Origin of the sequence: Pseudoalteromonas phenolica, from assembly GCF_005876835.1 — a bacterium.
GTDB lineage: Bacteria > Pseudomonadota > Gammaproteobacteria > Enterobacterales > Alteromonadaceae > Pseudoalteromonas > Pseudoalteromonas phenolica_B.
This window is the reverse complement of the sequence record NZ_PPSW01000012.1, coordinates 47,948-62,935: the sequence shown is the minus strand read 5'-3', so window position 1 is coordinate 62,935 and position 14,988 is coordinate 47,948. Positions and strand designations below refer to the sequence as shown.

The window sequence follows — 14,988 nt, the reverse complement described above, 5'->3', positions numbered from 1 at the left end:
TATGAACTTTTCACACTTTTTTATCTCAAGGCCTATATTCGCGGCCATGCTCTCTTTGATCTTCGTGATCACCGGAGCGATTTCATTGTTTCAGCTACCAGTAAGTGAGTATCCAGAAGTGGTGCCACCTACGGTAGTTGTAAACGCAACGTATCCAGGTGCCAACCCAAAAGTTATCTCACAAACGGTTGCAACGCCCCTTGAGCAAGAGCTCAATGGCCTTGAGAATATGCTGTATCACTCATCTCAAGCTACCAGTGATGGTCGTTTAACCTTAACGGTGACATTTGCACTGGGGACTGATCTTGACCAAGCGCAAGTACAGGTGCAAAACCGAGTGAATAACGCCTTGCCGCGTTTACCACAAGAAGTACAGCGCTTAGGTGTAACGGCACAAAAGTCGTCACCCAACTTGGCGATGGTGGTGCACTTGGTTTCACCTGATGGCGCTCAAGATACCGCATATATGGCGAACTATGCTGACATTTATATCAAAGATGAGCTTAAGCGTTTACCGGGTGTGGGTGACTTACAGCTATTCGGCGGTTCAAAATATTCAATGCGTGTGTGGTTAAACCCAGATGCATTAGCAGCACGTAACCTCACAGCGACAGATGTAATGGGCGCTTTGCGCACGCAAAACCAACAAGTGGCAGCAGGCTCTTTAGGGGCACAACCTTCGCCTGAAGAAAACCAGTTTCAAATTCTGTTAAACGTAAAAGGGCGTTTAGAAAGCATCGAAGAATTTGAGCAAGTCATCATCAAAGTGGGTGAAAACGGTCAACTTACACGTCTTAAAGACATAGCTAAAATTGAACTGGGTCAAGAGAACTATGCACTGCGTGCCATGCTAGATAACCAGCCTGCACTCGCGATGCCTGTGTTCCAGCGCCCTGGCTCAAACGCAATTCAGCTATCGGATGATGTGCGTGAAACCATGGCGCGTTTGCAGCAAGATTTTCCTGCAGGTATGACGTATGAAATTGCCTATGATCCAACGGTTTTCGTTCGTGGCTCAATTGATGCCGTGATTGCAACCCTAGCAGAAGCGATCCTATTGGTTGTTGTGGTTGTGGTGTTGTTCTTACAAACCTGGCGCGCCTCTATTATTCCTTTAATTGCTGTGCCAGTGTCATTGGTTGGTACTTTTGCCATCATGCAATTACTGGGCGTGTCTATTAATACCTTGTCGTTGTTTGGTCTTGTTTTGGCAATCGGTATTGTTGTGGATGATGCCATTGTTGTTGTTGAAAACGTTGAGCGTAATATTGCCGATGGTCATAGCCCATTTGAGGCCACTAAAATCGCTATGAGCGAAGTAACAGGGCCAATTATTGCGATTGCGTTTGTCCTGTGTGCGGTATTCATCCCTACGGCGTTTATTACCGGTCTTTCAGGACAATTTTATAAGCAGTTTGCATTAACCATTACAATTTCAACACTTATTTCTGCGTTTAACTCATTAACTTTATCACCTGCATTGTCGGCAATTTTATTAAAGCCACATGATGCACCACAAGATAAGCTGACAAAACTGCTGAACGCGTTATTCGGTACTTGGTTATTCAAACCATTCAATCGCTTATTTGATAAAGGCGCACAAGGCTACGAAAAAGTCGTGAAAAAGCTGATCCGTATGAGTGTGGTTGTTGGTGTGGTGTATCTTGCCTTAGTTGGCTCAACTATTGGCTTATTCAACTCTGTACCGGGTGGTTTTATTCCTCAGCAAGACAAGCAATATTTAGTTGCAGTGGCACAACTGCCTGATGCAGCAAGCCTTGATAGAACTGAAGAAGTGATTAAGCAAATGCAAGAGATCGCCCTTGAAGTACCGGGCGTTGCGCATACGGTTGCTTTCCCTGGTTTATCGGTCAATGGCTTCACCAATAGTACCAATAGCGGCATTGTGTTCACGCCACTGGATGATTTTAGCGAACGTAACGACCCTAGCTTGTCGGCCTTTGCCATTGCAATGCAATTAAACCAACGTTTTGCTGCCATTGATGAAGCGTTTGTGGCCGTATTCCCACCACCGCCAATTCTGGGTTTAGGTACAACGGGTGGCTTTAAACTTCAAATTGAAGACAGAAGTAACCAAGGGTTTGAAGCGCTATTTGCTGCACTGCAAGCAACCATTGGCGCTGCACAAAAAGACCCCGCACTCATGGGCTTATATTCAAGCTTTAGAATTCAAGTACCGCAAATGGACATTAACATTGACCGTGAGCAAGCGCTAATTCAAGGCATTCCGTTAGACGAAGTATTCAACGCACTGCAAGTCTATTTAGGTTCTGCATACGTGAATGACTTCAATATGTTTGGCCGTACTTATCAAGTAAAAGCGCAAGCTGAAGCGAAGTTTAGGTCGAAGAAAGAGCAGATCAACAACTTAAAAGTGCGCAATGCTGCAGGTCTCATGGTGCCTCTAGGTTCTGTTGTGACTGTAGAAGAAACTACAGGTCCTGATCGTGTGATGCACTATAACGGTTATGTTACCGCTGAATTGAACGGCAGCCCGGCACCGGGTTATAGCTCAGACCAAGCGCAACAAGCGATTGAAGCGGTACTGGCGAAAACACTGCCAGAAGGGATCACCTATGAGTGGACTGAGGTGACGTATCAACAGATCTTAGCGGGTAATACTATGGTGTATGTATTCCCACTGGTGGTTGTATTGGTCTTCATGGTATTGGCAGCGCAATATGAAAGCTTACGTTTACCATTGTCGATTATTTTAATTGTACCAATGACGATTTTCTCAGCGCTGGCAGGTGTATACATGCTCGGTGGCGATAATAATATCTTTACGCAAATTGCTTTGATTGTACTGGTTGCGCTGGCTTCTAAGAATGCAATCTTAATGGTCGAATTTGCCAGAGATAAGCACTTACAAGGCGCAACGCATCTAGAGGCGATCATTGAAGCGTGTCGTTTACGTCTTCGTCCAATACTGATGACATCAATTGCCTTTACGGCAGGTGTAGTACCTCTGGTACTGGCATCAGGCGCAGGGGCTGAAATGCGTCAAGCAATGGGTAATGCCGTATTCTTCGGCATGATTGGTGTAACGGTATTTGGCTTATTATTCACGCCAGTATTCTATCGTCTAGTAACGGCTAAGGAGCAATAAAATGCGCGTATTTAAAATGACGTTATCGGGCATTGCTCTGGCTGTATTGGCAGGATGCGCAAGTGCCCCAAATATTGACCAAGCACAGCAAACGTCGCAATCTTTCAGTAATGCGTTAAGCACACATGTGTTGTTATCTGAAGTGTCGAAACAAAGCGAACAAAACTGGTGGCAGCAACTGAACATCGCTGAGTTAGACCAACTTGTGGTTGATGTATTGGACAAAAACCAAAATTTGAAAGCTTCAATGGCGCGTTTGCGCGCCGCCCTTGCTGGGTTGTCAGCTCAGCAACACGCAAACCTACCGCAAGGTGGCTTAGCGGTATCTGGTAACCGTTCTAATACGCCTAGTAGTTCAAATCCAAACGCAGATGTTGTGAGTTCAGCAACCGCGGGTGGTAACATGAATTGGCAACTGGATTTGTCGGGTCGCATTGCAGCACTCACTTCAGCGGCAGAAGCGGTGGCAGTTGATAGCCAAGCGCAATATCAGCAGTTAGTGACTGAGCTGGTTAGCATGTCTGTTCGTAGTTTTTTACAATGGCAAAACTTACAACAGCAACAGGCATTAACCCTTAACCAATTAAAAGCACTTGAAGACTCGATGGAGATCATTCAAGTGCGTATTGAGGAGGGCATAGCGACAGAGCTTGAGTTAAACCGAACACGTGTGCAGTACTTTGAGCTCAAGCAACGATTACCTCAAATTGGTGTTGAGCTTGCCCAAGTTGAGCAAATTTTAAGTGCACTAACCTATAAACGTGCCGATGAACTTAGTTTCACTGTGTTGAGTCAAACAGATTACGATGCGCTTAATTTAACAGTGAATGTACAATCGGCAGATGACGCACTCATGCAGCGCGGTGATATTCGCTCAGCCATGGCCAAGGTACATCAACAAGGTTATTTGGCACAAAGTGCAGAGCGTGCGCTTTATCCTGATATTAGCTTATCGGCCTTTGCTGGCGTATTAAATATGCCGGGTATGAACTTCAATAATACCCAATCGAATTGGCAAGTTACGCCAAGCATCAATTGGTCTTTATTCAGTTACCCGCAGTTATTAGCTCAACTTGACGCTCAAACTGCATTTTCAGAAGCAAGCTATCACAGTTATAAGCAAACTTTGACCGATGCATTGTCGCAAACCGAATTGTCTTTGCGTGCGCTGCAACATGCTCAGCAGCAATATGCACTCTCTACGCAAACTGTAAAAGCCGCGCGAGCTGCCTATCAACAAGCTGAAGCGGGATATCAAGAAGGGCAATTAGCCTACCTTGATTTGCTTGCAGCAAGACAAGACGTGCTCAGTGCTGAGCGCAGCCAAGTGTTGACCCATAACCAATGGTTAAGTGCTTCTGTTGCAGCATATAGCCAATTGAGCGGTGGCTGGTCATCACAATTAGTATCTAACCTTTAAAAGAGGAGGCCTCATGTACAAGGATAACAACAAAATGAATGCATTGGAGTTACGCCAACATGGGGCTGACTTCGATTTGGAAATGACACAACTCGATTTGCCTACTCCTAGAGGTAATGAACTGTTGATAAAAGTAGAGTATGTCGCGTTAAATCATTTAGATGCCAGCTTTGCTGTAAAAGGCTTTAGCCAGTGGCAATATCCGCATATTTTGGGCTCAGATGCTGTGGGTACGGTTGTTGATGCACCAAAAGGGGTATTTCCGGCTAAAGGCGCACGGGTTTTATTTCATGCGAACCTTGCCCAGCAAGGCATGCTAAAGCAATTTACTGTTATGCCAAATCATGCGGTTTCTGAGTTACCAGAGCTAATCGAAAGCGAATTAGCTGTTGCATTGCCAAACTCGGGTATGGCGGCATTGCTTGCACTTGAAAAACTTAAGTTGCAAGAAGGAGACACACTCGCAATAAACAGCGCACAAGGTGCAGTGGCTCATTTTGCGATTCAGTATGCAAAAAAACAGGGAGCACAAGTATTTGCGTTTGCTCAAAAGGCGCATCATAAACGTTTGAAAAAACTGGGTGCTGACTTTGTGTTTGATTGTAGTAAAAAAGACGATGCAATCTGTGCCCAAATAAAGCACGAAATTGGCCCTGATGGCTTTGATTGTGTGATTAACACAATTGGCAAAGAAAGTGTCGTTCAAGATATTCAAAAACTGAGTTTCTGTGGGCGTATAGCCTGTCTAAATGGGTTTTCTGCAATCCCTGAAGAGCTACTATTCGAAAAAGCGCCTAATATTGGCGTGGTGTCGATTGCAGGTGCTTGGTTGGCAAATAGTTTATGCGCACAGCAACATTTATGTTTTATGGGCGAGACGCTTTTAAAGGGTATTGAAAGTGGTGCCATACAAGCACCAGAAATAGAATTGATTGAGTTTAACGTCGAAAGCGTTAAAGACACGTTACAGTGCCTTTTGAACCAAACCTGCATTAAGCGACCGGTTGTTAAGCTTACTTAAAAAGCTTATTGAAAATAAGCTTTCACAAAATCGATAAATACTCTCAGTTTGTAAGGCGGGTAAATGAGCTGAGGGTAGAGCATATAAAGCCCGCCACTGTCTTTTATTTTTTCTTGTTGTAATACCTCAACGAGCTGACCAGAATCTAGCTCATCTTTAACGAAATAATTCGCGATCCTGAAAATCCCCGCGCCCTGTTGGGCAGAGCGCTTTAAGATGTGGTTGTCGTTACTCGACAGCCAACCATTGACGCTTACTTGTTGGGAATTAAAAGGCCAGATGGTTTGCTCAGTCACTGTTAGGCACTGGTGGTTTTCTAAATCAACAAGCGAGTCTATTGAGCTACTTGATTTCAAATAACTCGGTGAGGCAACAATGATATGCTCATAGTCGAACAGTTTATTGGCAACCATGTTATCTGGCGGTGATGAGGTGGCACGAAAAGCCAAATCAAAATCTTGTTGGTTTAAATTAAATGTTCGGTAACTTGAATTAATTACAAACTCAATATTCGGGTACAGTTGTTTAAACTTATGGCAAATGTCGAAAAGAAAGGTGCTCGCAAACATTTTTGGCGCAGTGAGTCTTAAAACCCCAGCAACTTGTTGTGAGTCAGTGGTTTTTTCTATATCAAACAACTGGGTTCTTATTTGCAATGCTTGCTCATAAACATGAACACCTTGAGCGGTAAGTTTGACACTACGCGTTGTTCTGATGACTAAAGGCGTTTTTAAATGGGCTTCAAGCAGTTTTATTTTTTCAGACAGATAACCTTTAGAGATCCCTAACTGCTCAGCGGCTTTTGTAAAGCTAAGTTGTTCTGCTAGTGTTAAAAATAGCATCAGTAACTCAACACGTTTATGTTCGTTCATAGATATTATTGTTTGCTATATAAAACAATGTTTTCTCAATTATACCCTTTTATTCATGGCACAGAACAATAAACTAAAGAGACTAAAAACAAATTAAGGTGACTTAATGACAAAACAGACTTTACCACTTCAAAAATATTACCCTCAATCTAGTCGCATTGCATACGGGTGCATGGGTTTAGGCGGTGAGTGGGATAATTCTTCGATTATGAATAAAGATATCTCACACGCTCATTCTGTGATTGAAGCGGCTATGGCTTATGGTATTAATTTCTTCGACCATGCTGATATCTATCGAAATGGTAAAGCTGAGCAGGTTTTTGGTGAAGTGTTAAAGAAAAAGCCTGAACTGAGAGAAAACATGATACTGCAATCTAAATGTGGGATCCGTTTTAAAGAAGGGGTTTTACCTGGCCGTTATGACTTCTCTGAAAAGTGGATCAAGCACTCAGTTGAAGGCAGTTTAAGACGTTTAAATACAGAGTACTTAGACATTTTAATGCTACACAGGCCAGATCCTTTAATGCAAGTTGAAGAGTTGGCTGAGACATTATTAGAGTTAAAATCAGCAGGCAAGGTTAATCATTTTGCGGTTTCTAACATGAGTCATCACCAGATTTCATATATGCAGAAACATCTTGAACTGCCAATAATCGCAAACCAAATCGAGATGAGTTTAGGAAAGCTGGATTGGCTCAATGACGGTGTCATGGTGGGCAGTGCGGGCAATCATCAGGTGGACTTTGTAAGTGGTACTTTAGAATATTGTCAAAATGAGCAGATACAACTCCAAGCTTGGGGATGTTTAGCTAAAGGTCGATTCTCAGAGCAAGGTTTACAGTCAGAGTGTCATGTGACGAGACAAACTACGAAACTCATTTTTGAATTGGCCGAAGCACACCATGCAACACCAGAAGCGATTCTACTGGCATTCCTATTAAAGCACCCGAGTAATATACAACCTGTAATTGGCACAACTAATTTAGATAGAATAAAAGGTGCGACCATGGCGCTTGATTTTGAGCTGACCAGAGATGAATGGTATAGCCTCTTCGTTAGCGCGAGAGGGCAAGCGCTGCCTTAGAATGAAAGAAGAGGAATTAATAATAAGTGCTATTGGTTGTTAAAAAGGGTGACATAATGTCACCCTTTTAGTTTTAAACTCTCTTATAAAGAGAATGTCCTTGCTACAGAAAGTACGATGCGTTCATCAGCTGTATCCAAATCTAGGTTGGTGTTTTCAGCTGCCACCTCAATATTAAAACCTTCGTAGCTTGTTTGATACGCTAAACGATAGTGATGGTAAGACTTGTCAGTGGCTTGCCAACTATATTTATCGCCATCTAATGAGTTTGAGATATCAAAGCTGGCTCTTAAATTGTGGTTCGGCGCAAGTTCAACGGTGTGTGCCACCATCGCAATAGTATGGCCAGCATCAGTTCCAAAGTAATCCCAGCTATACCAGAAGTTAAACTCGGTATTACCTAGCTCATTATTAAAACCGAACTTGGCGTATACTTCCGGGTAGTTACCGTCGCTAGATGCGCTTTCACCATGATACGTGTAATAAGCGATACCATAGTCAATGCTCCATTGGCTGTTTAATTCAGCGTAACGGCCTACATAGAAATCCCACTCTAAGTTAGTGTCAGTACCAAAATCCACATTCGATGCCCAAGAGCCAGCATATACGCCATTATCGAATGCTTTGTCAAGGCTCGCTTGAATAGCAGGGCCGTTATCAGTTTGGCTAACACCATTGAAAGTATAATCTGATGCGCCAGTCACGGTTGTGCTCCAGTCTGCCATTGCCAAATTTGAGCATAGCGCTAGAGAAATAAGAGATGTTTTGATCATTGTTGTCATAATTAGCTTACTGTTTCTATTTTTGTATAGTCGATTTCATTTTCTTTTGGAGAGCCTTCAATATTGGCTACGGCTTTGTATTTTTGCACCAAGATGTAACCAAAACAGGCGAAGAAAATGCCGATCACAATGGCGCCAACCCATTGGATCTGTAAAAAGTTGAGTTTGAATAGCAGGGTTAGCAGAGACAGCGCGGCGATGTTCAGCGCAATGTATTTTGCTTTACCGAGTTTTTGAACTGTGAACCCTAGATTATCTGTATATAAACGCACAAGCGAATCGAGAGAGTTGATCACAAATACAATGCCAACAAACACCATGGCGAAGTTTACTAAGCCATCTGTGGCAATGCCTGCTTCATGGTAGTGATAAAGCACTGCAAACCAAGCCGCAATTGGAATTGATGGGAATATCAACATCGCAGCGAGTACTTGATAGGCCTTTAGTCCACCTACGAAACGTGAAGTAAATTGACCGATCATAATGCTCCAAGCAAACCACCAAAATAAGTAAAACTCATGGTAATCATTAATCGGCAATACAAACTGATGCATGTTGGCAAAATAGTCGCCGATTAAAGCAAAGTTATTGAAGTAACCCGAAATTGCACTGTCGCCAAATACGAAGGCGTTGGCCCACATTAACGCAATTAAGCCAATGAATACCCAAGTGGTAGTGATACTTAAAAAGCGCACATATTTAATGTCAGTACTTGAGTAAACTGCAAACGCGATAGCTGCAAATACAATGAGGTAGAAAGTTGGAATGATTGACTCGCCATCGCCCATGCTCGGTAAATACCAAGGCAGGTTTGAAAGTAATAGGTATGCTGTAAACGCACAGGTGCCAATGATCACAACATTATTAAGTAGTTTAACGAGAGGGATCTCGAAGAACTTGACTTTAGGCTCAATTACACAGAAATAAAAGCAGGTAAGGAAGTAGAATCCCCAGATCAAGAACCCCCAAAAACCAAACTCAATAGCAAGTGGGTTTGTGAAGCCATATTCTGGGCTTGCGTTTATGTCTGCATAACCTGCAAACTCAGTGAGTGGAAACATCACTAAGCCAACATCTAGGCCTGAAGTAAACAAAATAGCAATAAAGGTAAAAGTTTTGACCGGTGTAACACCGACGACTTCGACATTGCCCCATTTGTAAATAATGAAAGCAATTGAAAGTAGGGTAAATAAAATGCCCGCACTAAGCCATAAGGTCATTGTCACCCTCCCAAAATAAGTAGAAATAACTCATATTTTCTCCCGTTATGATTGTTATATGTCGTTGCTCTCATTCAACCTAAACGGCTCACCGTGAGAGCGAGGTGCAACAATTAAGTGCACCTGTGTGTTACCAATCCACAATAACACTTAATCATTTTCAGGGATTAAACCTGATGATAGCTGCGTTAAAAATTTCTCATTTAGAACAACTAAATAACGAAATCTTTGCCTTGCTACCAACAAGGTTTTCTTGCCTCAAAATAGACTACTTTGTTAAGCGGATTGGTATGATTTTTTATCTTTGTTTGTTACGCCAATCTTCATGTAAATGCACCTTGGCATTCATAGGTGCTAATGGTGCGTTTCCTAAAATCATATCTGCGGCTTTTTCAGCGACCATAACCGTCGGTGCATTCAAATTGCCATTTGGAATAGTTGGAAAAATGGAAGAGTCCACCACTCGCAGGCCCTGAATACCGTGAACTTGAGTTTGTGAGTTCACAACAGCCATTTCATCTTCGCCCATCTTGCATGAACAAGAAGGGTGGTAGGCACTCTCAACGGCTTGTCGAACAAACTCATCAATCTGTTCATCGGTTTGAATATGTTCACCAGGTTGAATTTCGCCATCACGATACTCATCAAAGGCTGGTTGAGAGATAATCTCTCGAGTGAGGCGCACACAGGCTCTAAAGCCTTCAATGTCTTCTTGGTGTTGCAAATAATTAAATTGAATTTTCGGCGGCACCAGCGGGTCACTTGACTGAATGGTCACACTCCCTCGGCTCTTAGGTTTGTTATGCCCGACGTGCACTTGGAAACCATGACCATCAAATGCAGACTGACCATCGTAACGGATCGCCGCTGGCAAAAAGTGATATTGAATATCAGGCCATTCAATACCGGCTTTTGAGCGTATAAAAGCACAAGATTCAAAGTGGTTTGTAATGCCAAGACCTGATTTATTCAACACCCATTCAGTGCCGATCAAGCCCTTTGAAATCAAGCCAAGTTTACCGTTTAAAGTAATTGGCTTTTTACACTTGTATTGGAAGTAAAACTCAAGGTGATCTTGTAAGTTTTTACCGACTCCCGGCAACTCATGCTTTACTTCTACACCTGCGTTTTCTAAGACTTCACGTTCACCGATACCAGATAACTGCAGAATATGAGGAGAGCCTATTGGGCCCGCGCTTAATATAACTTCTTTGCTCGCATCAGCTTGGCATACTTTGTCATTCACTCGGTATTCAACGCCTGTGGCTTTTTTATCGAGCAAACACACCTTACTAACAAGCGCACCTGTAACCACCGTTAAATTATTACGATGTTTTATTGGATCTAAATACTCGCGAGAGGTTGAGCTACGCACGCCGCCTTTCACCGTCATATGCATAGGGCCAAAGCCTTCTTGCTGCTCACCGTTGTAATCATTTGTCACCGGGTATCCGGCTTGAGCGCCCGCATCAATAAAGGTGCTATAAAGCGGGTTTTTCATTTCATTACCGTTGTTGACGCCCAGTTCACCTCTACCACCACGATAAGTGTTTTCGCCTTGGTACCAGGTCTCAGCTTTTTTGAAATAGGGCAAGCAGGCTTGGTAATCCCAGCCTTGAGCGCCGTGAGCTTGCCACTCATCAAAGTCTTTGGCGTGCCCTCTTACATACACCATGCCATTAATTGATGATGACCCACCTAGCACTTTGCCGCGTGGGCAGTGCATTTTACGGTTGTCTAAATAAGGTTCCGCTTCAGTATGAAATTGCCATGCATACTTGTCGGTATTCATCGGAATCGACAGTGCCGTTGGCATCTTGATAAAAATACTTTTATCAGACCCACCCGTTTCTAGTAATAGCACCTTATTTTTCGCGTCAGCTGAAAGGCGATTTGCCAGCACACAGCCCGCAGAGCCTGCACCGACGATGATGTAATCGTACTGCATGTTAGACTCCTAAAATGGGCTTTCGATTTGACTCATACCCACATAAACCGACTTGGTTTGTGTGTAGCTATTTAAAGTCTCGATGCCATTTTCGCGACCAATACCTGATTGTTTGTAACCGCCTACTGGCATTTCGGCAGGGGAGTTTCCATAGCTATTTATCCAACAAATACCGGCCTTTAGCTGGTGGATAACACGGTGCGCGCGTTGAATATTTTGACTAAATACACCGGCGCCTAAGCCTAGCTCTGTATTGTTAGCTCTTGCAATTACATCAGCTTCATCTTCGAAAACTAACACGCTCATTACTGGGCCAAAGATCTCTTCTTTGACAATGGTCATGTCTTCAGTGCAGTCTGTAAAAATTGTCGGGGCAACAAAGTAACCGTTCGGGGCTGATTCAGGTGATAAGGCATGACCACCAGTTAGTAAAGTGGCACCTTCTGCTTTACCTTTTTCGATGTAACCTAGCACCAAGTCTTGATGCTTTTTAGAAATAAGCGCGCCCAGATTAACATTAGGATCAAGGGGATCTCCTGCGATAATATTTGCTTCAGTGCGCGCTTTAAGCTGGTTAATAAATTGCGTATAAACTGACTTGTGTACATACACACGAGTGCAATTTGTACAGATCTCACCCTGCGTATAAAAATTACCTAACATGGCCGCACTCACAGCTTCTGTGATATCGGCGTCATCAAACACGATTAAAGGTGATTTACCGCCAAGTTCCATGGTCACATCTTTTAAGTTCGAAGCTGCGCTTTGCATGACTTTTTTACCTGTACCAACTTCGCCAGTGAACGATACTTTTTCGATCTCTGTATGTGTTGTCAGCCATTGTCCAACTTCAGCTGCACCTTGCACGACGTTGAAAACACCTGCTGGCATGCCTGCTTCAATGAAGATTTCAGCCAGTTTAATGGCGCCTAGCGGTGTTTCTTCTGATGGCTTAAAGATTAAAACGTTGCCAGCAGCAAGAGCGGGACCTGATTTCCAACAGGCAATTTGTAGCGGGTAGTTCCATGCGCCGATACCAGCACAAATACCTAAAGGCTCTTTGCGGGTATAGAAGAAGTCGTTAGCAACGGGTTGTTGTGTACCGACTTGTGTTGGTGCAAGACCTGCAAAGTATTCAATCACGTCAGCGCCAGTTTGAATGTCGACACAATCAGCTTCTTGAATTGGTTTACCTGTGTCTAATACTTCGATTTTTGCCAGCTCATCGTTACGCTCACGTAATAAGTAAACGGCTTTGTTTAGAATTCGGCTTCTTTCGATTGGGGCCATAGCTGACCAAGCTGTAAAGCCTTCGCGAGCACTGGCAATTGCCTTTTCTTGAATTGACTCATCTGCAACTTCGACATGATAAATCACTTCGTCAGTTGCAGGGTTTTTGACTGCAAACGTTTCTTTGCTCTGGTTCGGCACAAATTGGCCATGGATAAAATTCTGATAAACAGGTGTGGTCATTTTTAAGCTCCACAAGATGAAATGAGGGAAGACACATAATGTTTTGCAAGCTGCTCAGCTTGCTTAAATTCTTGCTCTGTGGCCTTACTTAAAACAGCCCTTAGCCATAAGCCATCGATCATACCAGCCGCTAATTTAGCAGCGCGTTTGGCATCGTTTTCTGGCATTAATGTTTTGAAAGAAAATGCTAAGTTACTGTATAAGCGTTTTGCATTTACGGTTTGCAATCGGTGCAATTGTTCATCGTGCATTGATTGCGCCCAAAAACTTAACCAAGTTTTTGTACTACTGGTTTGTTGTTGAATGACAGAAAAGTTGGCCTCAACAATGAACATTAAGCGTTCTTCAGCAGAGCAAGGTTGCTGAGTCTTACTGATCAAGCTAGTTTTCAAGTTATTTAATAAAAAGCGTACAGTCGCCTCGATGAGACCTTGTTTGCCTCCAAAGTAGTGGCTAATGATCCCAGACGATAAACCGGCTCTTTTGCTAATACTGTTGATGGTTGTGGCATGTAATCCCACTTCTGCGACCGATTCTAACGTTGCATTGATAAGTTGTTGGCGACGTATCGGTTCCATTCCTACTTTTGGCATAACTTTTTATTAATTGACCGTTCAATTAAAATAAATCCTATAGAGTTCTAAGTAATTTTTCAAGCTTGCATTGGTTTTTGCTCTTTGTGCTTATGAGTTGATGTGTTTTAAGCTTATGTTCTATTAGCGTTTTTGTTTTGTGTATTTGGCTTTAATTAATTTTGTTTGAGCAGTTAAATTTACAGTTAAAATAATTCGTTCCTGTGTGTTTTTACTGGTTTTTACATTGGTTAAGGTGTTTTAAATCGAGGGTAGGGCGTTTTTTATGGTGTTATTTTCAAATTTACTGGGTGTTTGCTTTAAATATAGTCTGAAATATAGCTGTTGTGGCTTGTGTTCTTAGTGATTTGTAATTTGCTTCGAGTTCTAATAATTGTTAATATAGTTCGAATACAAAGTATTTGAAAGCCACTTTGTAGCGTCATGCCCTCCTTGGTTAAATTTATAAAATATTGAATATAAACAAATAACCTTAATTGGATGTACGGGTGTGTGTGTGCGTTTTAAAGTTTTAAATCAAATTATTTTCGACAATGATTTGTATTTAGTAAGTGTTTTCTCGCATTAACTTATTTTATGGAGAGATCATGTCAGCCGTAGCAAGTAGTTATTACGACTGCGATGAAATTGTTGAATTTAATCAAATCCGCCACGGTCAGCTAAATAGCAGAATTTATGTGACTGACTCGACGATAAAAACCCCAAATACTTTCCATGACGCATTAGTTCAAGTCGCTTTAGCGCAAGGTTATGGCAAGATAATCGCAAAAGTAAAAGGCTCACAGCTAGTATCGTTTTTGAAAAAAGGCTATAAGATTGAAGCGACAGTGCCGGGTTATTTCGGAAGCGAAGATGCGGTATTTATTTCTTATTTTTTAGATAAAAATCGTGAGCAAAGTGAATTCAGTCAACAATACGATGAAATCGTTGCTGAAGCTTCAAAAGCTAACCCTTGGCACCCGGGAAAGTTTAACGAGCCGGTTCAATTCAGAAGCTGCAATCTCACCGATATTCGTGCTTTAAGTAAATTATATGGGCATGTTTATACCAATTACTCGTCTCCTGTAAGCAACGAAGAATTCATTAGGACGAGTATGAATAATGGTGTGCAATATTACTGTGCTGACTATATGGGTGTGATTGTTGGTTGCTTGCGCGTTGAGCTAGATACAGACACCAGTAATGCGCGTATGTACGATCTGGGCGTGATGACACAATTTCAGAATCAAGGCATAGCATCTGCGCTTTTAAACAAAGTTAAGCAGTTTTTACAACTGCAAGATATTAAATACGTTTATACCTTATGTTTGGCGACATCATTACCGATCAACAAGATATTTTCGCAGCAAAAATATGAGTTTGGTGGGCGGCTAACTAATAACAACAGAATTGAAGATGAGTTTAAATCTTTGAACCTTTGGTATAAAAAGTTGGCAGAGTAATTT

Annotated in this window: 11 protein-coding genes; 5 read left to right on the top strand and 6 right to left on the bottom strand. The window is 42.4% G+C overall.

Annotated elements, in window-relative coordinates:
* Position 1: 1 nt before the first annotated feature.
* Genes C1E24_RS08380 through C1E24_RS08370 form a run of 3 tightly spaced genes read left to right on the top strand, consistent with a single transcriptional unit; the run spans position 2 to position 5,571 of the window.
* Positions 2 to 3,130: an efflux RND transporter permease subunit gene (locus C1E24_RS08380; protein WP_058029459.1), complete on the top strand. Its 3,129-nt coding sequence runs from the start codon at positions 2 to 4 to the stop codon at positions 3,128 to 3,130.
* A gap of 1 nt (position 3,131) precedes the next feature.
* Positions 3,132 to 4,550 (top strand): TolC family protein, encoded by a 1,419-nt coding sequence (locus tag C1E24_RS08375; RefSeq protein ID WP_138480480.1) that lies wholly within the window; start codon positions 3,132 to 3,134, stop codon positions 4,548 to 4,550.
* A 13-nt stretch (positions 4,551 to 4,563) separates the two neighbouring features.
* The gene (locus tag C1E24_RS08370; RefSeq protein WP_138480478.1) at positions 4,564 to 5,571 is read left to right on the top strand and encodes a zinc-binding dehydrogenase; all 1,008 of its coding nucleotides are present in this window, start codon (positions 4,564 to 4,566) and stop codon (positions 5,569 to 5,571) included.
* Positions 5,572 to 5,576: 5 nt separating this feature from the next.
* On the opposite strand, the gene C1E24_RS08365 is transcribed toward C1E24_RS08370, so the two are convergent.
* Positions 5,577 to 6,443 carry a LysR family transcriptional regulator gene (locus tag C1E24_RS08365; RefSeq protein ID WP_138480476.1) on the bottom strand — a complete coding sequence of 289 codons (867 nt, stop codon included), beginning with the start codon at positions 6,441 to 6,443 and terminating at the stop codon, positions 5,577 to 5,579.
* Between the two features lie 106 nt (positions 6,444 to 6,549).
* Between C1E24_RS08365 and C1E24_RS08360 the strand changes: the two genes are divergently transcribed.
* Positions 6,550 to 7,527 (top strand): aldo/keto reductase, encoded by a 978-nt coding sequence (locus C1E24_RS08360; RefSeq protein WP_138480474.1) that lies wholly within the window; start codon positions 6,550 to 6,552, stop codon positions 7,525 to 7,527.
* 83 nt (positions 7,528 to 7,610) lie between these two features.
* On the opposite strand, the gene C1E24_RS08355 is transcribed toward C1E24_RS08360, so the two are convergent.
* From C1E24_RS08355 to betI, 5 genes are all read right to left on the bottom strand, one after another.
* Positions 7,611 to 8,309: a TorF family putative porin gene (locus C1E24_RS08355; RefSeq protein WP_138480472.1), complete on the bottom strand. Its 699-nt coding sequence runs from the start codon at positions 8,307 to 8,309 to the stop codon at positions 7,611 to 7,613.
* A gap of 2 nt (positions 8,310 to 8,311) precedes the next feature.
* Positions 8,312 to 9,529 carry a BCCT family transporter gene (locus tag C1E24_RS08350; RefSeq protein WP_138480470.1) on the bottom strand — a complete coding sequence of 406 codons (1,218 nt, stop codon included), beginning with the start codon at positions 9,527 to 9,529 and terminating at the stop codon, positions 8,312 to 8,314.
* Positions 9,530 to 9,827: 298 nt separating this feature from the next.
* Complete coding sequence (betA, locus tag C1E24_RS08345) at positions 9,828 to 11,477, bottom strand: choline dehydrogenase (RefSeq protein WP_138480468.1); 1,650 nt, start codon at positions 11,475 to 11,477, stop codon at positions 9,828 to 9,830.
* A 9-nt stretch (positions 11,478 to 11,486) separates the two neighbouring features.
* Complete coding sequence (gene betB, locus C1E24_RS08340; protein ID WP_138480466.1) at positions 11,487 to 12,950, bottom strand: betaine-aldehyde dehydrogenase; 1,464 nt, start codon at positions 12,948 to 12,950, stop codon at positions 11,487 to 11,489.
* 2 nt (positions 12,951 to 12,952) lie between these two features.
* Positions 12,953 to 13,543: a transcriptional regulator BetI gene (gene betI / locus C1E24_RS08335; protein ID WP_138480464.1), complete on the bottom strand. Its 591-nt coding sequence runs from the start codon at positions 13,541 to 13,543 to the stop codon at positions 12,953 to 12,955.
* Positions 13,544 to 14,130: 587 nt separating this feature from the next.
* Here betI and ablB point away from each other — a divergent pair.
* Positions 14,131 to 14,985: a putative beta-lysine N-acetyltransferase gene (gene ablB, locus C1E24_RS08330; RefSeq protein ID WP_138480462.1), complete on the top strand. Its 855-nt coding sequence runs from the start codon at positions 14,131 to 14,133 to the stop codon at positions 14,983 to 14,985.
* Positions 14,986 to 14,988 lie beyond the last annotated feature (3 nt).

Bases quoted from the DNA above. Each gene is read 5' to 3' on its own strand.
- C1E24_RS08380 (WP_058029459.1), top strand. From the start codon at position 2: ATGAACTTTTCACACTTTTTTATCTCAAGGCCTATATTCGCGGCCATG.
- C1E24_RS08350 (WP_138480470.1), bottom strand. From the start codon at position 9,529: ATGACCTTATGGCTTAGTGCGGGCATTTTATTTACCCTACTTTCAATT.
- betB (WP_138480466.1), bottom strand. From the start codon at position 12,950: ATGACCACACCTGTTTATCAGAATTTTATCCATGGCCAATTTGTGCCG.
- C1E24_RS08370 (WP_138480478.1), top strand. From the start codon at position 4,564: ATGTACAAGGATAACAACAAAATGAATGCATTGGAGTTACGCCAACAT.
- C1E24_RS08360 (WP_138480474.1), top strand. From the start codon at position 6,550: ATGACAAAACAGACTTTACCACTTCAAAAATATTACCCTCAATCTAGT.
- C1E24_RS08375 (WP_138480480.1), top strand. From the start codon at position 3,132: ATGCGCGTATTTAAAATGACGTTATCGGGCATTGCTCTGGCTGTATTG.
- betA (WP_138480468.1), bottom strand. From the start codon at position 11,477: ATGCAGTACGATTACATCATCGTCGGTGCAGGCTCTGCGGGCTGTGTG.
- betI (WP_138480464.1), bottom strand. From the start codon at position 13,543: ATGCCAAAAGTAGGAATGGAACCGATACGTCGCCAACAACTTATCAAT.
- ablB (WP_138480462.1), top strand. From the start codon at position 14,131: ATGTCAGCCGTAGCAAGTAGTTATTACGACTGCGATGAAATTGTTGAA.
- C1E24_RS08365 (WP_138480476.1), bottom strand. From the start codon at position 6,443: ATGAACGAACATAAACGTGTTGAGTTACTGATGCTATTTTTAACACTA.
- C1E24_RS08355 (WP_138480472.1), bottom strand. From the start codon at position 8,309: ATGACAACAATGATCAAAACATCTCTTATTTCTCTAGCGCTATGCTCA.